This is a genomic window from Halovivax asiaticus JCM 14624 (assembly GCF_000337515.1).
GTDB classification, from domain to species: Archaea; Halobacteriota; Halobacteria; order Halobacteriales; family Natrialbaceae; genus Halovivax; species Halovivax asiaticus.
This window is the reverse complement of the sequence record NZ_AOIQ01000021.1, coordinates 262,024-288,539: the sequence shown is the minus strand read 5'-3', so window position 1 is coordinate 288,539 and position 26,516 is coordinate 262,024. Positions and strand designations below refer to the sequence as shown.

Sequence of the window (26,516 nt, the reverse complement as noted above, 5' to 3'; positions counted from 1 at the left end):
GGCATCGAACCGGTCGGTCCTGAGACTGTGGTCGATTCCACCCGTCCGCGCTGGCACTCGCTGACGAAGTAGCAAGGAAATTCGAGAGAGAGAGAGAGAGAGAGAGAGAGAGAGCTGCGTTCAGCAACTGCGCCGGCGAATCCGTAATTTGTCGCCGTGCTGGACAGTATTATATCGACCGAGCGAATAGGGGGCGCATGGCCGACCGGATTCTCGTACCCTACGACGGATCGCCACAGTCGCGAGCGGCGCTCGAACTGGTCTTCGACGAATTCCCCGACGGCGACGTGACGGCGCTGTACGTCATCGAGATCCCACAGGGGCACTGGGCCCAGCTCATCGGCCCCGAACTCCAACTCCCCGTCAGTGATCGGGTCGAAGAACACGCCGAAGACATCCTCCAGTCGGCGAGCGACATCGCGGCGAAATACGGACGGGACCTGGAGACGACGTACGTGACCGGCGAACCGGACGATCGGATCGTCGCCTACGCGGAAGCGGAGTCGATGGATCTGATCGTCATTGGCAGCCACGGGAAGGAGGGCCTCTCGCGCGTCCTGCTCGGGAGCGTCGCAGAAACCGTCGTCCGGCGCTCCCCGGTTTCCGTCCTCGTGGCCCGGGGAGACGGAGACAGGTAGAAACGAGGGGAGACAGAGCGGGCGCTACTGGCCCGCCTGCTCGCGATCGAAGTCGAACACGTCCGACACGCGGAGGAAAATATCACGAGTGGAAGAAAGTACGCCAGAGAACCTGAGGAAGATCAACCTACTCGTGAATTTCGCCGCGAAAGAGCCACTTACTGGATGAAATCGTTCATCTACTTTAACCCGGATGCCACCGTCACTCGGTTCGCGAGGCATGAGTAGACAAAAACTGATAGCCGTCACACTCACAGTGGCCATGCTCCTTTCGGGCATCGCCGCAGTGGGACTGGCGGCTCCGGGCGCATGGACCGACCAGCATCAAACAGACGACTCGACGGACGGGACCGAACTCACCGTCACTGTCGAGAACGCGACCGTCTTCGTCGTCCCCGACGAGTCGAACGTTCCCATGAACGGAGCGGGCGACATGGCCGATAACGCGACGGACGGCAACGAGTCCGGTATGGACGATAACGAGTCGGACGACACCGGTGTCGGAACCGACGACAACGAATCCGATACCGGAATGGACGACGGGGCGAACGGGACCAGCGCCGAGAGCGTCGAGCGACTGGACGAAGTCCACATGGAGGTAACCGTGGCGTCGGCGAACATCGTCGATCTCGGCGACACCAGCATGGAGACGGACGACTCGACCGGAATGGCCGGTGACGAGACCAACGAGTCCGAGACCGAAAACGGCGCCACCGGCAGCGACATGGCCGACGCTGGCCAGAACCTGACCATCGGACAAGCCACCGTCTTCGTCGTCATCGACGACGACGAGTGGACGGGTGCGGACGGAGAAACGAGTCTGAGCGACAGTGAACTCGACTCGGCCTCGATCTTCATCGCCGTCGGCGACGAGACCGACGACTCGATGATGGGCGAGGACAATGGCGTCGGCACTGACGACAACGAATCCGACACTGACGCTGGGATGGACGACAACGAGTCCGACACCGGCGTCGGCACCGACGACAACGAGTCCGACGACACTGACACCGGTATGGACAACGAGTCCGAGACCGGAATGACCGACGGTGGTGACGTGAGCATCAACACGTCGACCATCTTCGTCTATACGACGGGCTCACTTGCCGACCTGACCGAGGATGCGGGCGCGGCCGCAACCGACGGCGGAACCGACGTCGCTGACAACGAGTCCGATAGCGGCATCGGCGCTGACGACAACGAGACGGACGCTGGCGTCGGTATGGACGACAACGAATCCGACATCGGCGTTGGTGTCGGCGACGATAACGAGTCGGACGCTGGCGTTGGCACCGACGACAACGAAACTGACGCTGGCGTCGGCACTGATGACAACGAGTCGGACACTGGCGTTGGAACCGACGAAAACGAAACTGACGCTGGGATGGACGACAACGAGTCGGACACTGGCGTTGGAACCGACGAAAACGAAACTGACGCTGGGATGGACGACAACGAGTCGGACACCGGCATCGGCGCTGACGACAACGAGTCCGACGCTGGCGTCGGTACCGACGATTCCGAAGACGACACGACCGACGAACAGACAGAAGCCGATACGACCTGGACCGTCGAGCGCGCGACGATCTACGTCTACGCTCACGAGGACATGATGGGCACCGGAGACGACTCCGGACTCGGCGACGAATAACGACGCGGCGACACGGCCGTTCGATCGGCCGACCGACGCCGTCCGTCTCATTTTTCGCGAACGTGATCTAGACGCCCCGCAACCGCGACGGCCGGGCATGGAGTGCCGCCACAGATCGTCACTGAGCGGATTGACAGGAGGGCGGGTCGACAGCGGGCGGATCACGAACGTGCGGACGGAGAACCTGGCGCAGGTCTGGCGGCCGATCCGGGAGTCGACGCGGCGATCGCGGGTGATCAGGCCCGCACGTCTTTCGGGTCCCGATCCCAGTGTCGGTGGGCAGCGATCGCGTCGACGAACGCGTCGAGAACGGAATCGAGCGACGAATCGTCGCGAGTCGTGACGACCCCGCGCGCCGAGACGGTCCCATCACCGTCGTCCGCGAGGTCGACGTCCGGCAGGTCGAGTCCGTCGAGCAAGTCGACACCCTCGCCGACCGCGGCGATCGGCTTCTTGTGTTTGAACAACTCCGCGACGAAGTGGGTCGCGTCCCCCTGCTCGGAGAGCGCATCGACGCTGTCGCGCCCACCAGGAATGATGGCTGCGTCGAAGAGGACGGAGCTGGTCGTCGCGTGGGCCTCGTCGGCTTCGATCGGATCGCCGCTGGCCGCCGTTCGGTCGCCGAGAAGCTTCGAGACGATCGTGACGCGTGCACCCTCGTCCTCGAGGGCAGTGCGTATCGTCTCGACCTGCTCCGCGTCGACGCCGTCGTCGAGCAGGACGGCTACCTTGCGCGTCTCGATCGTCTCCGGCGTTCGGTTCGCCATGCTCAGTGAGGGATCCTCGCGGTCGTGGTCGTCGATCTCGTCACCAGGTGTGTCCGGCGGCTCGACACCGATGCCCTCGGCGACCCGTTTCGCGAACTCGTGATCGACGTTGTTGAACAGGTCGAAGACGACGCGTTCGCGGATCTGCATCCGGTCGACCTTGCCGAGTTCGAAGTGCGCCGCGTCGACGATGTGTTGTTTCTCGTGATCGGTCATGCTGTTCCAGAACAGCCGAGCCTGCGAGAAGTGATCCTCGAAGCTCTCGCTTCGGTTTCTGATCTTCCGCCCGTCGACCTTCTCGGCGTGGTGCTCGTAGCCGCCCTCAGCGGCGGACGCCTCCGCCGGATCGTCGTCACCGATGGAGTTGGGCTTGTACGACGCCGTGCCGGTGTTTATCTCCTGGCGCATGAATCCTGCGCGCTGGTTGTTGTGCCGTTCGGCCAGCGGTCGGTTGATCGGTATCTCGTCCCAGTTCGCGCTGTTGAAGCGGTTGAGTTGCGTATCCTGGTATGAGAAGAGCCGTCCCTGCAAGAGCGGATCGTTCGTGAAGTCGATGCCGGGGACGACGTTGCCGGGGTGGAACGCCACCTGTTCGGTCTCGGCGAAGAAGTTGTCCGGCGTCTCGTTCAGCACCAGCGTCCCGATCGGTCTGACCGGGACCTCGGTCTCCGGGATGATCTTCGTCGGATCGAGCAGGTCGAAGTCGAACTGATCGGCTTCGTCCTCCTCGACGAGTTGGACGCCGACCTCCCACTCGAGTTCGTGTCCCGCCTCGATGACGTCGTAGAGTCCTTCGCGATTGAAGTCGGGGTTGTTCCCCGCGATCTTCTGGGTCTCGTCCCAGACGAGTTCGTTCGTGCCGAGTTTCGGGTCGAGGTGGAACTTGACGAAGACGGACTCGCCCCCGTCGTCGACGAACCGGAAGGTGTGGACGCCGAAGCCCTGCATCATCCAGTAGGCTCTGGGCAGCGCCCGCCCGGAGAGGAGCCACATGAGCATGTGCGTGATCTCCGGCTTGAGCGAGGCGAAGTCCCAGAACGTGTCGTGAGCCGAGGCCGCCTGCGGGACCGCGTCGTCGGGTTCGGGCTTGATCGCGTGGACGAGATCGGGGAACTCCATCGCGTCCTGGATGAAGAAGACGGGCATGTTGTTCCCGACGAGATCCCAGTTGCCTGCCTCCGTGTAGAACTTGATCGCAAAGCCACGAACGTCCCGCACGGTGTCCGCCGATCCGCGCGAGCCGACGACCGTCGAGAATCGGGTGAACACCGGCGTCTTCTGGGCCGGATCCTGTAAGAAGGAAGCCTTCGTCACCTCCGAGATGTCGTCGTACTCGCCGAGGTCGGGATCCTCGTACGGCTGGAAGTAGCCGTAGGCACCCGTTCCCCGGGCGTGGACCACCCGCTCCGGGATCGACTCGTGGTCGAACTGCGTCATCTTCTCCCGGAAGTGGAAGTCCTCCATGATCGTCGGCCCCCGCTGACCCGCCTTCAGGGAGTTGTCCGTCTCCGAGATCCTGACGCCGTGATCGCTCGTCAGGAACTCGTCGCTCCCGTCCTCGCGAACCTCGTCGAGCTGGCGCTGTTTCGCCTTCGCGTCGACCACCTCGCCGTCACTCGTTCCTGGCTGGCCGCCGTCGGCGGCCGTCTCGTCGGGTGACTCCTCGACTGTCTCGTCCGTCGCTTCTGCAGTGTCGTCGCCCGTGGCCGTCGATGGGGGATCCTCCTCGAACGATTCGTCTTCCGTGCCGTCGTCGGTGGGGGGATTCGGTGTCATGATCGATTTGACGTGGCTGGCGGAGCACGGGACGCGGCCCCGGCCACAGCCCGGGGCTCGCTTCCACGAACCGGGTGGTAAAACATGGCCAGTCAGCCGTCGGCCCCGGTGGACGCCTTTGACGTGCTTCGTCGGTGTACATGGCGTCGATGCGCTGGCCGTATGTGGTACTCGGCGCGAGCATCCTCGTCGCGACCGTGATCGACATCCTCTGGACGACGCTGTGGGTCGACGGCGGCTCGGGCCCGCTCGCCGGACGACTATCGACCGGGATCTGGCGGGGGTTGCGACGAGTGAGTGACGAGCGGCGGACGCTCAGCACCGCGGGCCCGCTCATCCTCACCGGGACGCTCGTCCTGTGGATCGCCGGGATCTGGGCCGGATGGAGCCTGGTGTTCGCCGCCGAGCCCTGGGCGCTCGTGAGCACGAGAACAGGGCTTCCCGCCGACTGGCCGGGCCGCATCTACTACGTCGCCTACACCATGTTCACTGATGGAAACGGCGACTATTCCCCGCGGGGTGACGTCTGGGAACTGGCGAGCGCACTCACTACCGCCACGGGAATGGCGTTCGTGACCCTCGGTGTCTCCTACGTCCTCACCGTCCTGAGCGCCGTCTCCCAGAAGCGCTCGTTCGCGAGTGCCGTCACCGGCCTCGGCGAACGGTCGGAAGCGTTCGTTCGGGCCGGCCACACCGACACCGAGGGCTTCGACGGGATCGAACGGCCGCTCGAGTCGGTCGGCGAACAGCTCGGCCAGCTCGCTGACCAGCACCAGTCCTACCCCATCTTACACTACTACCACAGCGAACGGCCGACCGAATCAGCGGCGGTCGCCGTCGCCATTCTCGACGACGCGCTGACCGTCTTCGAGTGCGGGCTTCCCGAGGGCGACGGACCGAATCGAACGGCGTGGCGCGTCGCTCGCGCGAGCGTCGATCAGTACCTGCACACGCTCGATACGGCGTTCGTCGATCCCGCCGACGACCCGCCACCCCTACCGGCGCTTGATCGACTGCGACGGGCAGACATCGACACGGTCTCGGACGACGCCTTCGCGGACGCACTCGCCAAACGGAGCGAGCGGCGGCGGACGACGCTCGGCGTCGTCCGCGGCGACGCCTGGGAGTGGCCGCCTGTCGACGACGAGACGGCGTGAACCTGATGCGGTCGCTCCGGTTAGTACTCCGGCGAGCGTCCCCAGTGGACCGAGCTGGCCAATCAGGAGTCGGCGACCCGGGAGACGATCGGCGTCGCCGTGATGCCGTGGACGACAATGGAGATGAGAACCACCGCACCGACCAGCGCCCAGAGCACGTCGGGCTCGGCGAAGACCGCCTCGTTCAGCGCGTGCGAGAGGTAGTAGAACGAGCCGATGCCGCGAATCCCGAAGAACGCGATCATGGCGCGTTCCGTCCACGGTCGGTCGAAGCCGAGGAGTGAGACGACGCCGGCGAGCGGTCTGACCACGAAGACGATCGCGGCCGCGGCGACGGCCGCCTCGACAGTTAGCGGGGCGAGCAAGCCACTCGCGATCGCCCCGCCGAAGAAGATCATGATGACGCCCATCGCGAGCTGTTCGGCGAGTTCGGCGACCTGGTGGAGCGAGTCGTTGTACTCGTGGGAGCGCTCGGAACTGCGGATCGTCACGGCGGCGACGAACACGGCGATGAAGCCGTAGCCACCGACCGCCTCCGTAAGTCCGTAGACGAGCAGGGTCCCGGCGACGGCTTCGAGTCCCTGGACCGATTGGGCGATCTTGGTGTCCGGAACGGTGAGGAAGATGAGTCGTGAGACGAGCCACCCCAACGCGACGCCGAGGACGGTGCCGACGACGATGCGGTAGCCCACGTCGACGAGGAGCCACTCGACGGCCCAGTTGCCCGGCGCCAGCCCGATCAGGGTGATCGCGATCGCGAGATTGGTAAACGGGAACGCCAGCCCGTCGTTGAGTCCCGCCTCCGAGGAGAGGGCGAACGAGACGTCGTCGTCACCGACAGGCCTATCCTCGTACTCGGCTCCCGTCTGGGGTTCGTCGACCTGCACCTCGGCGGCGAGGACGGGATCGGTCGGGGCGACGACCGCCCCGAGGAGGATGGCCGTGGGTGCGACGAAGCCGATCACCCACCAGCCGAGTACCGCCGCACCGGCGATGGACAGCGGCATCGCGATCGCGAGCAACCGCCACGTCGAGGCCCAGGCTCGCAACCCCGGTGGCCGGTCGAGTTTCAGCCCAACGCCCATCAGCGCGATGATCACCCCGAACTCGGCCAGTCGTTCGGTCGCCGCGGGCTGTTCTAACGGATCCAGCGCCGGGAGCCCGATCGGCAGCGAAAAGACGGCGGCACCGAACGCCACGAAGAGGATCGGAAGCGAGATGGCTCGCTGGGCGACGAACCGCGGCAAGATCGCAACGGCGAACAGGAGGATACCGGCGACGATCACCAGCAGATCGTACAGTTCGAACGCCACGTGGCCACCTCCCACGAGCACCGACAAAAACCACAGTCCACGGAGAGCGGTCACCTGCCACTGTCCACGGGAAGCACTCCACTGCGGCATCGGGCCGGCGCTGCCATCGTTCGTGGGTATCCCGCCGCCCGACGTACGCAAGCCCACCGTAGTTCGGCGCCGACCCCCAGCATCGACTATGACCGGACGTCGCGCCGAACCGGTGAATGCGACCACCGACGGCGGTGAGAAGCGATCGCAGGCCGACGAGACGAGCGATGCGCGCTCGACGTCGCCGACAGGTTGGACGACTCGCCGGCGCGTGCTCCGTACCGGCGCAGTTGCGGGACTCATCGGACTGGCCGGCTGTACCGAGGACGTCGGGTCGGAGTTGCCACCGAACACGAAGTGGCCGGTCGCCGAACTGACCCCGTCGCTGCCCATCGAGACCAGAGCCGACCGATTCGACGCGAGCGTCGAGGCGGCCGCCGGGGCGGACGTCAGCGACGTCGAGACGTTCGCCGACGTCGTCACGGTCCGCGTTCCGCGCCTCGAATCGGTTCGCGAGGATCGAGACGTCCTGTCCGTCGCGTACGTCACGGACGTCGATCGGAGCGAAGGGATCGGCAACCACGTCGCCGCACTCGCCGGCGCCTACGCGGCACTGGTCGACGCCGGGTACGACGCGTACGCGCTCGGGACGACGATCCTCGAATCGCCCGACGAACCGATCGGAAGCACGGTCGTCTACACCGACTGGGCGAGCGCCTACAACGCGGGACGCTACACGACGGCCGAGTACCGCGAACTCGTCTGGACGACGATCAAGTCGACACGACACCCACCGACGGTCGAGGTCGAGCCGGACGAGTGACCGGGCGCAGAGATGAGTCGTCGAAGTGCTCGACGACTCATCGGACGAACGTGATGGGCAGCCGTTCGAGCCGATCACGGTGACGAGCGCCGACAACCGATTTAAGGCGGTTCGTTCCCGTATCCGGGTATGGACATCTACGAGAGCGACCTGCCGGGCGTCGGGAAGAAACACGAGGTCGAACTCGAAGACGACGCTCGCCTCGTCATCATCACGCACAACACAGGGAAGCGAGAGGTCTACCGGAAAGAGTCGCCGGACGCCGACGGCGAGCGGCTCTTCGAACTCTCCGACCGACTCGCCAGAACGGTCGGAACGATCCTCGAGGGCGCGTACTTCCAGCCGGTCGAGACCGAACAAGTCGAGACGCTGCTCTCGGACGAGACGCTCATCGAGTGGTACAACGTCGACGACGGGGCCGAGCTGGTTGGCCAATCGCTCGCCGACGCGAACGTCCGCGAACGGACCGGCGTGTCGGTCGTCGCGATCCAGCGCGGTGACGACGTGCTCTCACCGCCCGAGCCGACCGACGTCATCCAGGCCGGCGACACGGTCGTCATCGTCGGTTCGCGAGAAGACTGTCAGGCGTTCGAATCGCTGGTCTCGGGAGACGACGCCTGAGGTGATGCGATGAGCCCACACCGTCTACCGGCCGAGATCCGCGTTGAACGACCCGAAAGCCGCGTGGTGTCGAGCGAAGCCGCGCCGCAGGAGGGCCGACCGTGGCCGAGGTAACGCTCTTCCAGGTCGGGGTGCTGTTCGCCGCAGCGGCGGTCGCCGGCGTCGCGGCCGACCGGATCGACCAGTCGGTGATCCCGCTTTACATTCTCGTGGGAATGGCCCTCGGCCCCTTCGTGCTGGGGCGGCTTCCCGACGTCCTCCCACCGGTCGAGCTCGCCGGAATGGATGTCGTCGGGTCCGTAAGTGCGATCGCCGTCGACGGCACGACCGGCTTCGTCGTGCTCGGGGCCGAGATCGGGATCGTCCTCCTGTTGTTCTTCCTCGGGCTGGAGTTCAACATCGAGCGGTTGCTCGAATCCCGACACAGGATCGGCACAGCGGGAACGATCGACCTGGCCAACTTCGTCGTCGGCTTCGCCCTCGGCTGGGTGCTGTTCGGCGGCGTGCTGGCGGCCGTTTTCGTCGCCGGGATCGTCTACATCTCCTCGTCGGCGATCATCACGAAGTCGCTGATCGACCTCGGCTGGATCGCCAACGACGAGGCCGACCCGATCCTGGGTATCCTGGTCTACGAGGATCTCTTCATCGCGATCTATCTGGCGATCGTCACGGCGATCGCGACGGGAACCGGCGGCGTCTCGGAGGCGCTCACCTCGGTCGCCGTCGGGATGGGGTTCATCGTCGCCCTCCTCGCGCTGGTGACCCTCGGCGAGCCCATCTTCGACCGGCTGCTCGCGGGCGCCTCCCACGAGTTCACCGTCATCCGGACGCTCGGACTGACGGTGTTGATCGCCGGCGTGGCGCTCTCCCTGGGCGTCAGCGAGGCCGTCGCGGCCTTCTTCGTCGGGATGGGATTCGCCTCGACCGACCACGTCCACGATCTGGAGCGCTTGCTCGAGCCCGTCCGCGACACGTTCGCCGCCCTGTTCTTCCTCTGGATCGGCTTGCTCACCGATCCAGCCTCGTTCGGACCCGTCGTCGGGCTGATCGCGATCGCTGTCGTCGTCACGACGGCCTCGAAGCTCGTCACGGCCTACTGGGGCGGCCGGGTCTACGACCTCTCGGAACGGCGCTCCCTCCGCGTCGCGCTCGGGATGACGACCCGCGGCGAATTCTCCCTCATCATCGCGAGCATCGCGCTCACCGCGGGCGCCAACGGCGTCGTCCCCGCCGGCGTCGCCGACGAACTCTACGCCCTCGCCGTCGGCTACGTCCTCGCGATGAGCGTCCTCGGTACGACGCTCATGGGCTACGCCGACCGGATCGAAGGGGTCGTCGTTCCGCGTCTCGAGACGAAATCGACCTGAGAGCGACCGAGGGAGTCGCGTCGAACGGACCGAGCGTCCACCGTCGATCGAGCGCCCTCAGAACGCTTAAGGTGGGTCGCTAGTAGCCATTGAGCATGAACCCGACTGTCGAAATCGAACGCGAGTCGCAACGTCCCCCACCGATCGGTGGCGACACAGCTGCGGTCGAGGCCTCCTGACCGATGAGCGACGAGGAACTCGCCAAGGACCTCGGCCTGGTCTCGGCGATGATGATCGGGATCGGGACGATGATGGGAGCCGGTATCTTCGTCCTCCCGGGGATCGCGGCGCGCGAGGCGGGCCCGATCGTCGTCGTCTCGTTCGTCATCGGCGGCGTCATCGCCATGGTGAACGCACTCGCCGTGAGCGAACTCGGCACGGCGATGCCCAAAGCCGGCGGTGGCTACTACTACATCAATCGCGGACTCGGACCCATGTTCGGCTCGATCTCCGGCATGGGTGACTGGATGGGGCTCGCCTTCGCGTCGGCGTTCTACTGCATCGGCTTCGGTGGCTACCTCACCGGACTGCTCGGCGGGACGATGTTCGCGCTCCCGTCGATCGATCTCGGCCTGCTCGTCCTCACCGACGTTCAGCTCGGAGCCCTGTTCGCTGGCGTTCTCTTCGTCGGTGTCAACTACATCGGTGCGAAAGAAACCGGCGGCATTCAGACCGTCATCGTCTCGCTGTTGCTGCTCATCTTGACCGTGTTCGCCGCGGCCGGGTTCTTCGAGTTCGAGTGGAGCACGCTCCTCGAAGACGGTGTCGCACCGACGGACCAGCGGTACGGCGCGATCCTCCCGGGAACAGCGCTCGTCTTCGTCTCGTTCCTCGGCTACGCGAAGATCGCGACCGTCGCGGAAGAGTTGAAGAATCCGGGACGGAACCTCCCTCGTGCCGTCATCGGCAGCGTCGCGATCGTCACGGTATTCTACGCCATTCTCGTCACCCTGATGGTCGGAATCGTCCCCTGGAACGAACTGGACACGGAGACGCCGGTTTCACAGGTAGCCGAACTCAGCTTCGCCGGCGTCCCCGTCCTCGAGCTCCTCGGGGTCGGTGCCATCTCGGTGGCGGCGCTGCTCGCGACCGCCTCCTCGGCGAACGCGTCGATCCTCGCTTCGGCTCGGATCAACTTCGCCATGGGGCGTGACAAACTCGTCTCGGACGAACTCAACGAGATCCACCCACGGTTCGCGACGCCATACCGGTCGATCGCCCTGACCGGCGGCCTCATCCTCCTGTTCATCGTCCTGCTCGGGCAGGACCTCCAGGTGCTGTCGAAAGCCGCGAGCGTCCTCCACCTCGTGGTCTACGCCCTGATGAACGTCGCGCTCATCGCGTTTCGCGAGGCCGACGTGCCGGAGTACGATCCGGATTTCCGGGTGCCGTTCTACCCGATCACGCCGATCGTGGGTGCGGTGCTCTCGTTCGGGCTCGTCTACTTCATGGACGGCATCGTCATCGCGCTGAGCATGGCGTTCGTCGTCGGTTCGATCGCCTGGTACTGGTTCTACGCTCGGCGACACACGACGGTCCAGGGCGTTCTCAGCGAACACATCCTCGACCGGTCGGAGGAGATGCCCGACGCCGCCGTCTCCGCGGCCGAAGTCGCGGCTCCGGACGAGGCGGTCCCCGATCGCGTGATGGTCCCGCTCTCGAATCCGCGAACCGAAGGGGCGCTGATGGAGCTCGGGAGCGAACTCGCCGCGGACCGTGACGGCGTCGTCCACGCCGTCCACATCGTCAAGGTGCCGGATCAGACGCCGCTCGATCGCGGCGCCGCCGTAACCGATCGCATCGACGCCGAATCACAGCGACTGCTCGACCAGGCCCGCGAGAGCGTCTCCCGGTCCGATGTCGAGATCGAGACGACGACGGTCGTCTCGCACCGCCCGTTCGAGGCCATCTTCGACGCCGCCGAACGACACGACGCCGACACGGTCGTCATGGGCTGGGGAGACGATCGACCGTGGGCGGCCGGACGAGCCGAACGCCCGCTGGACGAACTCACGCACAACCTGCCGTGTGATTTCCTCGTCCTGAACGAGCGGGACTTCGACACCTCGCGCATCCTGCTGCCGACCGCGGGTGGCCCGGACTCGGACCTGAGTGCGGACGTCGCCCGCACCTTACAGCGGACGAGCGACGCGGACGTCGAACTGCTCTACGTCGCCGACGATCCGTCCGAACGAGACGAGGGGGAAGCGTTCCTCTCGGCGTGGGCCGAAGAACACGGGCTTTCCGACGTCGGTCGCACGATCGACACTTCGGGCGACGTCGAGGAGGCGATCCGACGCGAATCGAGCGATCGAACCCTCCTGCTCATCGGGGCGACCGAGCGCGGACTGCTCTCCAGACTCGTCGATCGGTCACTCGTCTACGACGTCGTCGACGAGGTCGAGTGTTCGGTCCTGCTGGCCGAACGGCCGACGAAACGCTCTCTCTTCGAACGACTGTTCGGCCGGTCGTAGTCGGGCTGTCGAAAACTGGTTCGCCGTCGCGGATTACTCGGCCGGTTTCGGGAGCGAGACGACCGGAATTGACGGGTCCGTTACGATCCGAGTGGAGACATCACCCGCGAGCAGGCGGGCAATCCGACTGCCCCCGCGTGCACGGAACGCGACGGCGTCAGCGTCGACGTCGGCGGCAGCCTCGAAGATCGTCTCCGCCACGTCGGTTCCGTAGTATCGGTCCGTATCGACCTGCACCCGATCGCCCAGTGTGTTCTCGACGTCCTCGAGGATGTCCACCGTGTCTTCCTCTCGTTTGCCGAGCGGAGCCTTGTCGATGCCGCCGCCGGCTTTCTCGATGACGTGAACGGCCGTGACTCTGTCGACGTCGTCGAGGTAGCCCGAGAGCGCGTGACAGGTCACGTCCGCGTCGGCCTCGGAGGCGACCGGAACCAGCAGATGTCGAAAGTGCATGCGATGGCCGACGATTGGTCGAGTGAGGGCAAAAGGATTGGTACCGCGAGCCGGGTTGCAGCGGCGACGTGCGGCCATCGTCAACTCGATAGGTGGTTGCGAACGGATTCGTCGCTCATCCGGCCTGATCGACGGCCACCCCCGATACTTTCTTCATTTCACCAGTAATTATAAGCGATTCCACAGCGTAGCCTTCGCTGGAAGTCATCGTCTCCAAACTGCCGCAGGGGGATGCGCCGAAATGCCCCGGGTGCGCCAACACCCGAGACGTGGCTTCCACCGAAGAGGCTGAAGCCATGATTGCGTATCTGCCCACGAGACATAAACGTCTCGCACGCCAGCCCGTCGATTTTCCGCCGATAGCGCCGCGTCGCGAGTTGTATTCTCGGATTCGACCCCATTGGGGGGATGCTCACGAGCAGTTGCGCCGTCGTGGATGGCGACTGTCGAGAGGCAAGCATCTCGTGGCGCCGCTGGGCGGGCAGCCGCGTCGTGGCTCACACCTGTTCGGTCACTGTGGCTGACAATCCAAACCCGCGAGGGCGTCGACATCGCAGGGGATAGCCCTGCTCTCGTCGGCCTTTCGAGACCAATAGTTCGGGACTGATCGACGCTGGCGCGATACTGCAGGGACGATCTGTACACGCATAGATACACAGCCAAGCGTCCGTACCCGCTTCGCGGTTCAGGACTTCCAGAAAGCGGGCAGGAGCAGAATGAGCACGGGGACGAACTCGATCCGGCCGATCCACATCATGAGGACCATGACGAACCGGGTCGAGGTGGGGAACACCGCGTAGTTGTCCATCGGGCCGGCCTCGCCGAACGCGGGACCGATGTTGAGCGCGATCGACGCGGCCGCGCCCAGCGCGTCGAACTCGGAGACCGCCCGACCGGCGAGCGAGGCGTCGGTCACGATGAGCACCGTGAGCGCAAAGAAGATCAGGAGGGCGAGCATCACGTACGAAAAGATGTCGCCGATCGTCTCCTCGTCGACGACCGAGTCGCCGAGCCGGATCGGGCGGACCGCCGTCGGGTGGATAGCAAGAAACAGGTTGCGGTACAGCCCCTTCAGGATGACCAGCCAGCGAAGCGTCTTGATCGAACACGTCGTCGAGCCGGCCATCCCGCCGACGAACATGCTCAGGAAGAGGACGTGTTGGGCGCCGGGACCCCACGTGGTGTAGTCGAACGACGCGTACCCGGTGGTCGTAATCATCGAGACCACGTTGAACAGGCCGTGTCTGATAGAGGCCTCGACAGACTGGATGTGCCCCGGATCGACGACGAGCACGCCGATCACGATCGACGAGGCGAATGCGACGACGCCGAGGTAGAACCGAAACTCCTCCGATCGCAACAGTCGGTCGCGGTCACCCTGAACGACGTACCACAGCAGAATGAAGTTCGTTGCCCCAAGGAGCATGACGGGGATCAGGACCCACTGGACGATCGGCGCGAAGGCCGCGATGCTCTCGGCCTCCGGCGAGAAGCCGGCCGTCGAGACGCTCGTAAGGGCGTGGGCGACCGCATTGAAGAGGGTCATCTCCGGCGCGAGGCCGACGACGTTCAGCCCGTACAGGACGGCGATCGTCACGAGCGTCAATCCGACGTACAGCCCCCAGATGATTCGCGCCGTCTGTTCGATCTCCGGAGTCAGCTTGTTCACGCTCTGTGTCTGGGTCTCGGTCTCCATCAGCTGGGCACCACCGACCCGCAGGTTCGAAAAGAGGCCGATGGCGACGATCAGGATGCCGAGTCCGCCGAGCCACTGGAGGAGCTGACGCCAGAGGAGGATGGCCCGGGACTGGTGCTCGAAGTCCCATCCACTCATGATCGTCGCCCCGGTCGTCGTCAGCCCACTCATGCTCTCGAAGAGGGCGTTGACGGCGCCACCGAACTCACCCGTGAGACTGACGCCACCGCCGACTGCTATCGGAACCCCGGCGAATGCCGACTCGGGCGGGGCCGACTGTCCGACGAGGACGAACGGGATCGCCCCGACGAGGGCAACACCCAACCAGGCCGAGGCGACGACGAGAAACGCTTCCCGATGGCCGAGGTTCCGGACCGGAGACAATCGCTCCATCCCGATGCCGAGGGCCAGCGTGACGGCGATCGCGACGGCGAACGGGACGACGGCCCTGCCGTCGAAGAGCGCGAGTAGCAGCGGCGCGGCGAGCGGGACGGAGAGCCACTTCAGTACCGTCCCCGTCTGGCTCGCACTCGACCGCCAGTCTACCCGAAGGGCCATCGTGTACCATCCGCTGGGACAGGCGGGGAAATAACGGTTCGGAACGTCGATAGGGTACCGATCCGATTTCCTCCGAGAGCGGGTCGCTCGAACTGGCGCGTTGTGACTCGAACGGGCGACCGGAAAACGGGGCGACCTAAAGCCAGTAGCGCCCGCCGATTCGAATGTATCCACCGTTCTTCACACCCTCCAACACTCGAAGTACCGTATCCGGATGACGGAACGTATATGATAGTGGCTCGGCAATCGCCGCCAATGAACGACGGTGACCGATCGTGCGCGTCGTGATCGTCGGGGCCGGTGCGGTCGGCCGAACGATCGCCGAGAACCTGGCCGACGGTCACGACGTGATCGTCGTCGACCAGGACGAGGACATCGTCGAGGAGTTGACCTACGAACACGACGTCCTCTCGATCGCCGGCGACGGCACCGAGCTCGGGACGCTTCGCGACGCGGAGGTCGGCGAGGCGGATATGGTCATCGCGTGTACTGACAGCGACGAAACGAACGTCGTGGTCTGCGGGGCAACGAAGACCGAAAGCGACGCGTTCACCATCGCTCGCGTCAGGCGACGGACCTTGCTAGAAACCTGGCAGGGCTCCGAGGGCGCCTTCGGCGTCGATTTCATGGTCTGTACGGATCTCTTGACGGCCCAGGCCATCTTCCGCATCACTGGGCTGCCCGCAGCCCGTGACGTCGACATGTTCGCCGGCGGCCTCGTCCGGATGGCCGAGTTCGAGATCAGCCCCGACAGCGCCGTCGCCGGCCAGACCGTCCAGGAAGCCGACCGGTACGACTCGCTGACCTTCGCGGCGGTCTTCCGCGACGACGAGATGCTCGTCGCCACGGGCAAGACGATGATTCGGGACGGCGACCGCATCGTCGTCATCGGCAGTCCGGAGTCCATCACCCAATTCGCGAACGAGGTCGCAGGGACGATCGACAACGGCTCGAAAGACGTCGTCATCGTCGGTGCGAGCGAGATCGGCATCCAAGCGGCCCGTGAGTTCGAAGAGCACGGCCATCGGCTCCGTATGATCGAGCGAGATCCCGAGCGAGCCAGAGAGGCGGCTGAGGACCTGCCGAACACGATGGTCCTCCAGAGCGACGCCACCGACACCGACTTTCTCAAGCGCGAGCACATCGACGAGGCCGACGTCCTCGTCGCCGCCCTCGACAGCGACGAGAAGAACTTACTCGCCGCCCTGCTCGCTCACCGCGTCGGCGTCGAACGCACAGTCGCGGTCATCGAGAACGTCGAGTACGCCGCACTGTTCGAGACGGTCGGCGTCGACGTGGTGATCAACCCGCGTGAAGAGACAGCCGAAGAGATCGTCCGCTTTACGCGTGCGGCGCGCACGGAGAAGGTCGCGATGCTCGAACACGACCGCGCGGAGGTCATCGAGATCGAGGTCGGTCCAGGTAGCACGCTCACCGGCAAGCCGATCGCCGAGGCGACGAACGACCTCCCCGACGGCGTCGTCATCGGCGCGATCTCCCGCGGCGGCGACCTGATCACGCCGCGCGGGACGACGATCGTCAAGCCCGGAGACCACGTCGTCGTCTTCGTCGACGCAGGGATCCTGGACGAAGTCATCGATCTCTTATAAATGTACGGTTACTTGCGGGTCGACGTCCGGGCGGGGTTGAGCCTCGTTGGAACGCTCACTGCGGCGCTTTCGGTCGCGTACGTCGTGCCAATCGTCGTCGCACTCACCCACGGTGGCGAGGACCTCTGGGTGTTCGTCGCCACACTCGTCGCGACCGCCGCGTTCGGCCTCTCGCTCCGGCAGCTGGACCCGCACCCCGACCCCGGTGCGAGAGAGGCGTTCATGGTCGTGGCACTCACCTGGCTTTTCGCTGCGGTCTTCGGCGCGCTCCCCTACGTCCTCGCCGGCGACGGCGCCATCGCCCAGCCCGTAAACGCCTTCTTCGAGAGCATGAGCGGCTTTACGACCACTGGCGCGACCGTCATGGACAACATTTCGCTCGACCACCACTCCCACGCGGTCCTCATGTGGCGCCAGCTCACCCAATGGCTCGGGGGCATGGGGATCATCGTCCTCGCAGTCGCGATCCTTTCGGAGATGGCCGTCGGTGGCGCCCAGCTGATGCGGGCGGAAACGCCCGGGCCCGGCGTGTCCAAGCTGACTCCGCACATCGCTCGGACGGCTCGAGCACTCTGGCTCGCGTACGTGTTCTTCACGGTCCTCTTCATCGTCCTCCTGTATGCGCTCCAGGTCCTCGGATTCGCGGAGAACATGACGCTCTACAACGCCATCGCGCACGGCTTCACGACGCTCCCGACCGGCGGTTTCTCCCCGGAGGCACGGAGTATCGAGGCATTTACTCCGATCGTACAGTGGCTCTTCGTCCCCTTCCTCTTCATCGCCGGCGTGAACTTCGTCCTCTGGTGGTACGTCCTGACGGGAGATCCGTGGTCACTCCTTCGCGATGCGGAATTCCGCCTGTATCTCGGCGCCGTGACGGTCCTGTCTCTGGTCGCCACGCTCGTGCTGTTCTTCTCCGCCCTCGAAACGCCGGAAACAGGGATGGTTGGCGGCCATATCGAGCGATCACTCCGGTACGCAGTGTTCCAGATCACCTCGATAACCAACTCGACGGGCTACGCGAACATGGACTTCGACGCCTGGAGCGGCCCGGCGAAGGGCATCCTGCTGTTCGCCATGTTCGTCGGCGGATCGACTGGCTCGACCGGCGGAGGGGTCAAGATCCTCCGCTGGCTGGTGATTCTGAAGACGCTTCGCCGTGAGTTGTTCACGACGGTCCACCCCGAGGCCGTTCGACCGGTCCGGATGAACGGGCGTGTGTTGAACGAGGAAGCCGTCCGCGGAATTTACGCCTTTACCCTGTTGTACATCGTCCTCTTCTTCGTCGGCGTCGCCCTGCTGGCTGCGGACGCCGCCCGCCTCGGGCTCGACGTCAGCCTGCTCGACGTTCTCAGCGCATCGATCGCCACGCTCGGCAACATCGGCCCCGGCCTCGGCGAGGTCACCGGGCCCATGGGCGGCTACGGCTCCTTCCCCACGACCTCGAAGTTCCTCATGATCCTCTACATGTGGATCGGACGGCTGGAGATCTTCCCGGTGCTCGTGCTCCTGACCAAGGCGTACTGGCGGTCGTAACGTGAACGAGGCGGACTGATACTCGCAACCGAGACCGAACGCACCCGGTTCCGATCCAGTGCAGGTCGACGGAAACCTTGAACCCACAGGGCGCCTACACCCAGACGATGCTCCGCGCGGTGGTCTTCGATCTGGACGAGACGCTCGCCGTGCCCGACCGCGACCGGGCGACCCTGCTCGCGGAAGCGACCGAGGCGACCGGCGCCCCGTCGCTCGATCGGAGCGAGTACGTCGAGGTCCACCGCCGCCACCTCACCCGCGAGACGCGCGAACCCATCTTCGACGAGTTGCTCGCGGACGCTGACGTCGATCCGGCCAGCGTCGCCGCGGCGTATCGCGAGTCGGTGACAAACTCGCTGTCCATCCTGCCCGGCGTCGAGCCGATGCTGGAACGCCTCGGCGAGCGGTACCGCCTCGGGCTCCTCACGAACGGGCCCGTCCGCGCCCAGCGAACGAAATTAGAAGCCCTCGGCCTCGAATCGCCCTTCGACGCCGTCCGGGTGACAGGCGAACTCCCGGCTGGCAAGCCCGACGAACGTGCGTTCGCCGCAATTCTCGACGCCCTCGACGTCGACCCGGGCGAGGCCGTCTACGTCGGTGACGACGTCGAGACCGACATCGAGGGCGCGACCGAGACCGGGATGGCGACGGTCCAGGTGCTGCTCCCGGACGCCACCCCGGATCCGCGAGCGGACGCACACGTCGACCAGCCGGACCTCGCGTCGACACTCCCCACTATCCTCGACGAACTGGACGTCGAATGAACGAGTCCGGTCACTCGCCGATTCGACCACAAACCGTCGCGAGGACCTGGACCGCCCGTTTGACCTCCCCGCCCGACTCGACGAAGACGAGCGTCTGTGGCGGCGTCGTCGCCTTCGGGCGCGTTCTGAGACCAGCCCCCGAGGCCACGTCGGTCGCGACGTCCGGGACGACTCGAAACGCGAGGTGAATACGATCGTCGTGAACGTTCACCGTCACGAGGGTAGTATCTTCCTCCTTACCGTTGGTGCCGTCGCCCGCTTCCCTAGTAATCGTGTACGCACGTGCCCCGTTCGCCGTCGGTTCGACGTCCGTGTCCGCGTCGGTCACGCGAACCGATCCGAGTGGGCCATCCGTGCGGCCCTCGACTTCGGAGGCGAGCAACTCGGCGATCCTGACCCCGTCCGTAACTCGCTCCTCGACCATACGCCATCGTGTCGGTCAGCGCGCTAATCGCCTTCGGTCGATGGCGAGGCGATGACAATCGCGAGAAAGGCAACCTGAACGCAACCGACGCCCGTACGGACGCCGTCACGGCGATGCCAGCGCCAGCGAGTGTGACCAGTCAGGCGTCCGCGTCGAGCACCGCCTCACGCACGTCCGGACTGACGTCGGCGACGTCGACGCCCTCGCGACGCGCGTAGACCAGCGCCGCGGCCTCGATCGTGAGGCCGAGCGACTGCTGACAGGCGTTGATCGCGCCAACAGCTTCGTGTTTGGGCTGGCCGTCGGCGACGATCGCGTCCAGGATCCGCTCGAACGGCGAGCGCTCGGTGAGAACGTCCTCGTCGGGGACGAACTCCTCCGGAACCTGTACCTCGCCGACGTCGGTCGTCAGCACGAGCGTCTCGCCGTCGCGCTCGATGATGCCGGCCTCCGTCGCGACGTCGACGAGGCGCGTGGCCTGATCGGGCGAGAACCAGTCCCGATCCATCGAGAGCGAGACGACGAACTCGTTCTCGCGCATCGACTGCGTCCCTCGCTGGACGAACGGTGCGGCTGCGGCGACCCGAAGACTCATCGACGCCTCGTTTCGCGACGGCCCCGTTAACCGTGACGGTTCCGCGAGCGGCCCCAGGTCGGACGAACGGGTCGTATCGAGCCATATAAGTAACCGCCGACAGTCTATCCACGCATGCAAGATCAGGGCCGCTCGACGCGCAAGCGTACCGGTGGACGTCTCAAGCACGCACGAAACCCGCGAAAGGACGAACTCGGCCGCGAACCGACCGAGACGCAGGTCGGCGAACCGCGATTCCAGACCGTCGATTCGCGCGGCAACGGCTCGAAGACGCGCGCACTCGCGACCGACGTCGCGCAGGTCAACGACGGCGAGGAGACCATTTCTGCGACGATCGAGAACGTCGTCGAAAACGACGCCAACCCCAACTACGTGCGCCGAAACATCATCACGAAAGGTGCCGTCATCGAGACCTCCGAAGGGACCGCGCGCGTCACGTCCCGACCGGGCCAGACGGCCCAGGTCAACGCCGTGCTTCTCGAGTAACGTCGGTTGGACGCCTCCATCACAGATTTCTCGCAGCTTCGATCCGCGACGACTTCGAACCAGCCGCCTCACCCGATTCGACGAGAGAGCCGTACCGTCCGGTGATTCGGATCGACGCCGTCTACCACGTCCGCGGGTCGCGTTTCGTACCGCTCGAAGCCGCGGCTCTCGTAGAAGCCGATAGCCCCCTCGTGGTCGGCGAAGACGTCCACGAACTGGACGCGACCGCCGGCCGCTCGCTGGCAAGCCGTCATCGTTCGGAGGAGTTCGCTGCCGACGCCGCAACCCTGGGCGTCCGGGTGAACGTAGAGGGTGAACACCTCGCAATCGCCGTCCGTCGGCGGGGTTCCACGCCCCGCGCCGACGACGGACGCGGCCGCCGATCCCGTTTCGGCGACCGCGACGAGCCAGCGACCGGCGTCACCCGGGTCGGCGATTTCGCGGCGAAGTCGAGCTGTCTCGTAGAACGTTTCGACGTTCGCCTCGACGTAGCCGTCGGGAAGGAGATCGGCGTAAGCGGTTCGCCAACCGGCGACGCACACTGCGCGGATCGCGGAGGCATCGGCGCAGACTGCGGGGCGAACACTGACGGCGTCGTTGGTCATCGGTCGCCGAAAGGAAGTGATGGCAAGTAGACGTACCGATTCCGCGTAACGGGGCGTCGGTTCGCCGGGTCAGGGCCGCGGCGCCGCCTTCTGAAGCGCTGTTTCGGCGATGTTGCCCCCGTAGTCTGCACACCGCGAGAGCGAGTCGACGATCAGGCCGAGCGACTGGGCCTCGACCGGGTCGAGTTCGCGAAGTCGATCGTCGATCTGGCGGGTATGTTCGTCGATCTCGCGAACCATCTGGCGAGCCTCGTGGCCGAATTCGGTCGCGTGGTCGCTGTCGTCCGCGTCGAGTGCATCCATCGACGTGCGGATCACGTCGTCGGCGTCCTCGTAGAGTGCGTGGAGTGCATCGGCGACGGGACCGGGGATCTCGGCCAGTTTCAGCGCGATTTTGCTCATTTTCACGGCGTGGTCAGCGACGCGTTCTAACTGGCGGGCGCTCGAGTGGTAGTCGAAACAGTCCTCGCGCGTGACGCCGAGTGATTCGGCGGCCGTCGGGGAGCGCAGTGTCGCCCGGAAGATCCGCGAGACGACGAGGAAGAGTCGGTCGACGTCGTCGTCGCGCTGGATCACGTCGTGGGCGATGTCGTCGTCGTTCTCGACGATCGCGGTGACGGCGTCTTCGAGCATGGATTCGGCGATCAGTCGCATGCGGGAGACGGCGTTGACGATCGAGAGTTCGGCCGAGTCGAGCAGGTCCTGGATGACGACGCTGTCCGTCGTCTCCGAGAGTACCTCCACGCCGACCAGATTCTGTGTCGCGTCCCGAATCGCGCGGCGCTGATCGGTCGTGACGCGATCGGCGGTCAGTCGGATGAGGTCGAACCCGCTCACGTACATCGTCATGACCGCCCTGGTGAGCTGCTCGTCGGTGATATCCGTGACGTCCATCGTCCCCTCCTGATGGCTACTCTCACGCCGCGGCGTCAACAGAAGGGCCCCATCCTCCGGATAGAATTCGACGGTACTTCCGGCATCGACCCCGTTCGCCGTCGCCCACTCTTTGGGCAACGAGACGGTATACGTAGAACCGCCGGTCACCTGCACCTTGCGGGTCTCCATACGTGAGTATTGGCCCACCAGAATATAAATGTACTACGATCTATGTATTCTACCCCAGAGATACAGAAGCGGCGAAGAAAGCTGCGGTTACCCGCGAGATCGGTTTCGAAACTGACCCGAACTCCCCACACAGCCTGCAAATCCACGACCCGCTTCCTGGACGATCGTCACTGCCGCGTCGAGCGGTTTCGACCGAACCGTCGAGATACAGCGACCAGATGGACGGTCCCAGTTAGAGGCGGAGTGCGCGACGATCACTGAGGAGGGCACGGTCCTGGTCAGGCCATAGCAACCGTCGATTGCAGGCAGACACTGCCATCTACTGTGACAATACATATCCCTATATAGCCATCATAGAAGTCTACTTACCTACGCTGTGATTCCTATTCGATGATGTCGAGAGACTCACCTGCGGCCGGGCCGGCCGGAGTCGGCCGGCGAGAACTTCTCGCCGCGGCTGGCGTCTCCGTTTCTGGTGCACTGGCGGGGTGCAGTGGAATTCTCGCCGCGGAAGGCAATCAGATCAACGTCGCGGGGAGCAGTACCGTCTTCCCCGTGACCGAAGCGATCGCCTCCGCGTACACGGAAGAGAATCCCACGACCAACATCGCGCTCAGCAAGACCGGAACCGGAGGCGGGTTCGGGAACTTCTTCTGTGCGGGCCGAACCGATATCAACAACGCCAGTCGGGGGATTGCCGAAGCCGAAGAAGAACAGTGCGGGAACAACGACGTCACACCGATCGAGTTTCCAGTTGCCACCGACGCGCTCACCGTCGTGGTCAATCCGGACGCTGATTTCGTCGACTGTCTCACCGTCGAACAGCTCAGACAGATCTGGCGCGCCGACGGCGCCGATCGCTGGAGCGACATCGACGACTCGTTCCCCGACGCAGAGCTCGAGCTCTACGGGGCCGCGACCACCTCGGGAACGTTCGACTACTTCAAAGAGGAGATCGTGGGCGAAGAGACGAACCATCGCGGCGACTACTACGCGACGGAACAGGATCGAACGATCGTCCAGGGGGTGCAGGGCTCAGAAAGCGCGATGGGCTACTTCGGGTTCGCCTACTACAGCGAAAACCCCGACTCCGTCAAGGCAGTCGCCGTCGACAACGGCGACGGCTGCGTCGAACCGTCGCTCGAAACGGCACAGAGAGGCGAGTACACACCGCTCACACGTGACCTGTATATTTACGTCGCGAAGGAATCGCTCGCCGACCCGACGGTTCGCGACTTCGTCCGCTACTACATGGAACAGACGACGAGTGACCTGATCGCCGAGATCGGGTACGTACCGCTGAACGAGGAAAAACAGGCGGAGAACATCGACAAGCTCGAATCGAACATCGACGAGGTGACCGCATGAGCGAGCCAGACTTCTCACACGACGGCATTCGAACCCTTCGTGGCACGACGTTTCGCTACCTCTTCTTGCTCTGTGCACTCCTCTCGATCGCGACGACGCTCGGGATCATCCTCACACTTCTCGTCGACGCCGTCAACTTCTTCGGGACGGTATCTATCGTCGACTTCCTTACCGGAACGAGGTGGACGCCGAGTCACGAACCCATCTCGTTCGGCGTGCTGCCACTTATCTCCGGGACGCTCACGGTCACGATCGGCGCCGCGGCGGTCGCACTGCCGATCGGGCTGCTGACCGCGATCTACCTCTCCGAGTACGCCTCCGAGCGCCGCCGGGCCTACCTCAAGCCGGCCCTCGAAGTGCTCGCCGGCGTTCCGACGGTCGTCTACGGCTACTTCGCGCTGGTCTACGTGACGCCAGCGCTCAATCGATTCCTCCCCATCGGGACGTTCAACGCCCTCTCGGCGTCGATCATGGTCGGAATCATGATCATCCCGATGGTCTCTTCGATCAGCGAGGACGCGATGAGCGCCGTCCCGGACTCGCTCCGCCAGGCCGGCTACGGCCTCGGCGCGACGAAGTTCACCGTCTCTACGACGATCGTCGTCCCGGCCGCGCTGTCGGGCATCTTCTCCTCGTTCATCCTCGCCCTCTCCCGGGCGATCGGGGAAACCATGATCGTCGCCATGGCCGCAGGCCAGACGCCGCGAATGGTCGACCTCGCGAATCCGGCCGGGATGTTTCTCGACTCGATCGAGACGATGACGGCCGCGATGGTCAAGATCGGGACCGGCGACATGGTCAGCCAGGGCGTACAGTACCAGAGCCTCTTCGCGGTCGGCCTCACGCTGTTCGTCATCACGTTCATCATGAATCTGATCAGCGAGTTCGTTGCCTCGCGTTACCGGGAGGTGTATCACTGATGGCTGCCGAATCGACCGACGCGACGACTGACTCCGCGTTCGGCCATATCAGTCGGCGGAAGGACGTCGCCTTCCGACTGCTCGCACTCGCCGCCACCCTCGTCGGGATCGTCTCGTTGGCGCTCTTGCTCACCAACGTGGCCGTCGACGCCGTCGGCTGGCTCGACTGGGGCTTCCTCACGAGTCCGCCGCACCCGTTCCCGGACCAGGCCGGCTTCCTCCCGGCGATCGTCGGGTCGCTCGCCATCATGCTCCTGATCGCGTTGATCACCTTCCCGCTCGGCGTCGGCGCCGCCGTCTACTTAGAAGAGTACGCGAGCGACGGCCCACTGACGACGTTCATTCAGCTCAACATCGCCAACCTCGCCGGCGTCCCGTCGATCGTCTACGGCCTGCTCGGCCTCGGCCTGTTCGTCGGGATGCTCGATATCGGCTACGGGTCGGTGATCGCCGCCGCGTTCACCGTCGGCCTGCTCATCCTGCCGATCGTGATCATCTCCGCCCAGGAGGCGATCCGCGCGGTGCCCGACTCGCAGCGCCAGGCCTCCTACGGAATGGGCGCGACGAAGTGGCAGACGATCCGCAACGTCGTCTTACCACGAGCCATGCCGGGAATCATGACCGGCACGATCCTCGCGCTCGGTCGCGCAATCGGGGAGACGGCGCCGCTGATCATGATCGCCGCTCCCACGACCGTCTTCGGCGTCCCGACCGGCCTCTTGAGCAAGGTCAGCGCGATGCCGCTGCAGATCTACAACTGGGCCTCGTATCCACAGCAGGCGTTCCAGTACGGGGTCGTCGCCGCGGGCGTCGTCACGTTGCTCGTCATCCTGCTCACCATCAACTCGATCGCGATCGTCATCCGCAACCGCTTTGAGCGCTCCACCTGATCATGACACCACCACAGATGTCCCACTCGGAGACCGAATCGGCCGCCGACCAACCAGACACCACGCTCGATTCCGACATCGTCGACGACGGTGACGGGCCTGACCAGCGAACGATGATGGACCGAACCCTGCTCGAAGCGCGGAATCTCGACGTCTACTACGGCGACGAACAGGCGCTCACCGACGTCGACATCGAGATCCCAGAAAAACAGGTCACCGCCGTCATCGGCCCGTCGGGCTGTGGGAAATCGACGTTCCTGCGCTCGATCAACCGCATGAACGACCTCGTCGACACCGCCCGCATCGAGGGTGACCTCCTGTTCGACGGCAAGAACGTCTACGACGACGACGTCGACCCCGTCGCACTCCGGCGCAAGATCGGCATGGTCTTCCAGTCGCCGAACCCGTTCCCCAAGTCCATCCGGGACAACGTCGCCTACGGACTCAAAGTCCAGGGCGACGACGAGAACGTCGACGAGAAGGTCGAAACCGCCCTCAAACGCGCCGCCCTCTGGGACGAGGTCGAACATCAACTCGACGAGAGTGGCCTCGAACTCTCCGGCGGGCAACAACAGCGCCTCTGCATCGCCCGCGCCATCGCCCCCGACCCGGAAGTCATCCTGATGGACGAGCCGGCGAGCGCGCTCGACCCTGTCGCCACCTCGAAGATCGAGGACCTAATCGAGGAACTCGCCGAGGACTACACCGTCGTCATCGTCACCCACAACATGCAACAGGCCGCCCGCATCTCCGACAAGACGGCCGTCTTCCTCACCGGCGGGGAACTCGTCGAGTTCGACAACACCAACAAGATCTTCGAGAACCCCGACCACCAGCGCGTCGAAGACTACATCACCGGGAAGTTCGGCTGAACCGACCTTTTCCTCTGCGGGCCGGCTCCGCCGGCCCTCGGGAAAACGTCGATGAAA

Annotated in this window: 23 protein-coding genes; 15 read left to right on the top strand and 8 right to left on the bottom strand. The window is 64.9% G+C overall.

The window, feature by feature from the left end; all coding sequences use genetic code 11:
- The first annotated feature begins 197 nt into the window (after positions 1–197).
- Both C479_RS13950 and C479_RS13940 read left to right on the top strand, forming a co-directional pair.
- Positions 198–638 carry a universal stress protein gene (locus tag C479_RS13950; RefSeq protein WP_007703853.1) on the top strand — a complete coding sequence of 147 codons (441 nt, stop codon included), beginning with the start codon at positions 198–200 and terminating at the stop codon, positions 636–638.
- Between the two features lie 220 nt (positions 639–858).
- Positions 859–2,289: a hypothetical protein gene (locus C479_RS13940; protein WP_152415911.1), complete on the top strand. Its 1,431-nt coding sequence runs from the start codon at positions 859–861 to the stop codon at positions 2,287–2,289.
- Between the two features lie 236 nt (positions 2,290–2,525).
- Here C479_RS13940 and C479_RS13935 read toward each other — a convergent pair whose 3' ends face one another.
- A complete protein-coding gene (locus C479_RS13935; protein WP_007703848.1) occupies positions 2,526–4,832 on the bottom strand; it encodes a catalase in 2,307 nt (768 codons plus the stop codon).
- A 149-nt stretch (positions 4,833–4,981) separates the two neighbouring features.
- On the opposite strand from C479_RS13935, the gene C479_RS13930 reads away from it, so the two are divergent.
- Positions 4,982–5,989 carry a potassium channel family protein gene (locus tag C479_RS13930; protein WP_049907414.1) on the top strand — a complete coding sequence of 336 codons (1,008 nt, stop codon included), beginning with the start codon at positions 4,982–4,984 and terminating at the stop codon, positions 5,987–5,989.
- Between the two features lie 62 nt (positions 5,990–6,051).
- Here the strand turns inward: C479_RS13930 and C479_RS13925 are convergent, their stop codons facing one another.
- Positions 6,052–7,302 (bottom strand): cation:proton antiporter, encoded by a 1,251-nt coding sequence (locus C479_RS13925; RefSeq protein WP_007703843.1) that lies wholly within the window; start codon positions 7,300–7,302, stop codon positions 6,052–6,054.
- 178 nt (positions 7,303–7,480) lie between these two features.
- Between C479_RS13925 and C479_RS13920 the strand changes: the two genes are divergently transcribed.
- The 4 genes from C479_RS13920 (at position 7,481) to C479_RS13905 (ending at position 12,617) form a co-directional block, all read left to right on the top strand.
- Positions 7,481–8,155, top strand: a complete 675-nt coding sequence (locus C479_RS13920) for a hypothetical protein (protein WP_007703840.1) — start codon at positions 7,481–7,483, stop codon at positions 8,153–8,155.
- A 129-nt stretch (positions 8,156–8,284) separates the two neighbouring features.
- The gene (locus tag C479_RS13915) at positions 8,285–8,776 is read left to right on the top strand and encodes a cation:proton antiporter regulatory subunit (RefSeq protein WP_007703837.1); all 492 of its coding nucleotides are present in this window, start codon (positions 8,285–8,287) and stop codon (positions 8,774–8,776) included.
- 101 nt (positions 8,777–8,877) lie between these two features.
- Entirely contained in the window at positions 8,878–10,143 is a 1,266-nt protein-coding gene (locus C479_RS13910; protein ID WP_007703833.1) for a cation:proton antiporter, read from the top strand.
- A gap of 182 nt (positions 10,144–10,325) precedes the next feature.
- The gene (locus C479_RS13905) at positions 10,326–12,617 is read left to right on the top strand and encodes an amino acid permease (RefSeq protein ID WP_007703831.1); all 2,292 of its coding nucleotides are present in this window, start codon (positions 10,326–10,328) and stop codon (positions 12,615–12,617) included.
- A 33-nt stretch (positions 12,618–12,650) separates the two neighbouring features.
- Here C479_RS13905 and C479_RS13900 read toward each other — a convergent pair whose 3' ends face one another.
- A complete protein-coding gene (locus C479_RS13900; RefSeq protein ID WP_007703829.1) occupies positions 12,651–13,070 on the bottom strand; it encodes a universal stress protein in 420 nt (139 codons plus the stop codon).
- Between the two features lie 685 nt (positions 13,071–13,755).
- Entirely contained in the window at positions 13,756–15,324 is a 1,569-nt protein-coding gene (locus C479_RS13895) for a TrkH family potassium uptake protein (RefSeq protein WP_007703825.1), read from the bottom strand.
- 275 nt (positions 15,325–15,599) lie between these two features.
- On the opposite strand from C479_RS13895, the gene trkA reads away from it, so the two are divergent.
- From trkA to C479_RS13880, 3 genes are all read left to right on the top strand, one after another.
- Positions 15,600–16,934, top strand: coding sequence for a Trk system potassium transporter TrkA (gene trkA / locus C479_RS13890; RefSeq protein ID WP_007703822.1), 1,335 nt, complete (start codon positions 15,600–15,602; stop codon positions 16,932–16,934).
- Complete coding sequence (locus C479_RS13885) at positions 16,935–18,470, top strand: TrkH family potassium uptake protein (protein WP_007703819.1); 1,536 nt, start codon at positions 16,935–16,937, stop codon at positions 18,468–18,470.
- Positions 18,471–18,577: 107 nt separating this feature from the next.
- On the top strand, positions 18,578–19,234 hold the full coding sequence (locus C479_RS13880) for an HAD family hydrolase (protein WP_049907343.1): 657 nt from the start codon (positions 18,578–18,580) through the stop codon (positions 19,232–19,234).
- A gap of 10 nt (positions 19,235–19,244) precedes the next feature.
- Here C479_RS13880 and C479_RS13875 read toward each other — a convergent pair whose 3' ends face one another.
- Positions 19,245–19,658: a hypothetical protein gene (locus C479_RS13875; protein WP_007703813.1), complete on the bottom strand. Its 414-nt coding sequence runs from the start codon at positions 19,656–19,658 to the stop codon at positions 19,245–19,247.
- 139 nt (positions 19,659–19,797) lie between these two features.
- Positions 19,798–20,253: a DUF2240 family protein gene (locus tag C479_RS13870; protein ID WP_007703811.1), complete on the bottom strand. Its 456-nt coding sequence runs from the start codon at positions 20,251–20,253 to the stop codon at positions 19,798–19,800.
- Between the two features lie 114 nt (positions 20,254–20,367).
- Between C479_RS13870 and C479_RS13865 the strand changes: the two genes are divergently transcribed.
- The gene (locus C479_RS13865; protein WP_007703808.1) at positions 20,368–20,739 is read left to right on the top strand and encodes a 30S ribosomal protein S8e; all 372 of its coding nucleotides are present in this window, start codon (positions 20,368–20,370) and stop codon (positions 20,737–20,739) included.
- A gap of 68 nt (positions 20,740–20,807) precedes the next feature.
- Here the strand turns inward: C479_RS13865 and C479_RS13860 are convergent, their stop codons facing one another.
- Both C479_RS13860 and C479_RS13855 read right to left on the bottom strand, forming a co-directional pair.
- Entirely contained in the window at positions 20,808–21,344 is a 537-nt protein-coding gene (locus C479_RS13860) for a GNAT family N-acetyltransferase (RefSeq protein WP_007703805.1), read from the bottom strand.
- A 69-nt stretch (positions 21,345–21,413) separates the two neighbouring features.
- Positions 21,414–22,409, bottom strand: a complete 996-nt coding sequence (locus tag C479_RS13855; protein WP_007703798.1) for a phosphate uptake regulator PhoU — start codon at positions 22,407–22,409, stop codon at positions 21,414–21,416.
- Between the two features lie 393 nt (positions 22,410–22,802).
- On the opposite strand from C479_RS13855, the gene C479_RS13850 reads away from it, so the two are divergent.
- The 4 genes from C479_RS13850 to pstB are packed head-to-tail and all read left to right on the top strand — an operon-like array spanning position 22,803 to position 26,459.
- Positions 22,803–23,777, top strand: a complete 975-nt coding sequence (locus tag C479_RS13850; RefSeq protein WP_007703796.1) for a PstS family phosphate ABC transporter substrate-binding protein — start codon at positions 22,803–22,805, stop codon at positions 23,775–23,777.
- Positions 23,774–24,697, top strand: a complete 924-nt coding sequence (gene pstC, locus C479_RS13845) for a phosphate ABC transporter permease subunit PstC (protein WP_007703792.1) — start codon at positions 23,774–23,776, stop codon at positions 24,695–24,697. The genes C479_RS13850 and pstC overlap by 4 nt, the downstream gene beginning before the upstream one ends.
- Positions 24,697–25,587 (top strand): phosphate ABC transporter permease PstA, encoded by an 891-nt coding sequence (gene pstA, locus C479_RS13840; protein WP_007703789.1) that lies wholly within the window; start codon positions 24,697–24,699, stop codon positions 25,585–25,587. The genes pstC and pstA overlap by 1 nt, the downstream gene beginning before the upstream one ends.
- A 2-nt stretch (positions 25,588–25,589) precedes the next feature.
- Positions 25,590–26,459: a phosphate ABC transporter ATP-binding protein PstB gene (gene pstB, locus C479_RS13835; RefSeq protein WP_049907340.1), complete on the top strand. Its 870-nt coding sequence runs from the start codon at positions 25,590–25,592 to the stop codon at positions 26,457–26,459.
- The last annotated feature ends 57 nt before the right edge of the window (positions 26,460–26,516 follow it).

Coding starts and splice junctions, on each gene's coding strand:
- C479_RS13950 (WP_007703853.1), top strand. CDS start 198: ATGGCCGACCGGATTCTCGTACCCTACGACGGATCGCCACAGTCGCGA.
- C479_RS13940 (WP_152415911.1), top strand. CDS start 859: ATGAGTAGACAAAAACTGATAGCCGTCACACTCACAGTGGCCATGCTC.
- C479_RS13935 (WP_007703848.1), bottom strand. CDS start 4,832: ATGACACCGAATCCCCCCACCGACGACGGCACGGAAGACGAATCGTTC.
- C479_RS13930 (WP_049907414.1), top strand. CDS start 4,982: ATGCGCTGGCCGTATGTGGTACTCGGCGCGAGCATCCTCGTCGCGACC.
- C479_RS13920 (WP_007703840.1), top strand. CDS start 7,481: ATGACCGGACGTCGCGCCGAACCGGTGAATGCGACCACCGACGGCGGT.
- C479_RS13915 (WP_007703837.1), top strand. CDS start 8,285: ATGGACATCTACGAGAGCGACCTGCCGGGCGTCGGGAAGAAACACGAG.
- C479_RS13905 (WP_007703831.1), top strand. CDS start 10,326: ATGAGCGACGAGGAACTCGCCAAGGACCTCGGCCTGGTCTCGGCGATG.
- C479_RS13900 (WP_007703829.1), bottom strand. CDS start 13,070: ATGCACTTTCGACATCTGCTGGTTCCGGTCGCCTCCGAGGCCGACGCG.
- C479_RS13895 (WP_007703825.1), bottom strand. CDS start 15,324: ATGGCCCTTCGGGTAGACTGGCGGTCGAGTGCGAGCCAGACGGGGACG.
- C479_RS13885 (WP_007703819.1), top strand. CDS start 16,935: ATGTACGGTTACTTGCGGGTCGACGTCCGGGCGGGGTTGAGCCTCGTT.
- C479_RS13880 (WP_049907343.1), top strand. CDS start 18,578: ATGCTCCGCGCGGTGGTCTTCGATCTGGACGAGACGCTCGCCGTGCCC.
- C479_RS13875 (WP_007703813.1), bottom strand. CDS start 19,658: ATGGTCGAGGAGCGAGTTACGGACGGGGTCAGGATCGCCGAGTTGCTC.
- C479_RS13870 (WP_007703811.1), bottom strand. CDS start 20,253: ATGAGTCTTCGGGTCGCCGCAGCCGCACCGTTCGTCCAGCGAGGGACG.
- C479_RS13865 (WP_007703808.1), top strand. CDS start 20,368: ATGCAAGATCAGGGCCGCTCGACGCGCAAGCGTACCGGTGGACGTCTC.
- C479_RS13860 (WP_007703805.1), bottom strand. CDS start 21,344: ATGACCAACGACGCCGTCAGTGTTCGCCCCGCAGTCTGCGCCGATGCC.
- C479_RS13855 (WP_007703798.1), bottom strand. CDS start 22,409: ATGGAGACCCGCAAGGTGCAGGTGACCGGCGGTTCTACGTATACCGTC.
- C479_RS13850 (WP_007703796.1), top strand. CDS start 22,803: ATGTCGAGAGACTCACCTGCGGCCGGGCCGGCCGGAGTCGGCCGGCGA.
- pstC (WP_007703792.1), top strand. CDS start 23,774: ATGAGCGAGCCAGACTTCTCACACGACGGCATTCGAACCCTTCGTGGC.
- pstA (WP_007703789.1), top strand. CDS start 24,697: ATGGCTGCCGAATCGACCGACGCGACGACTGACTCCGCGTTCGGCCAT.
- pstB (WP_049907340.1), top strand. CDS start 25,590: ATGACACCACCACAGATGTCCCACTCGGAGACCGAATCGGCCGCCGAC.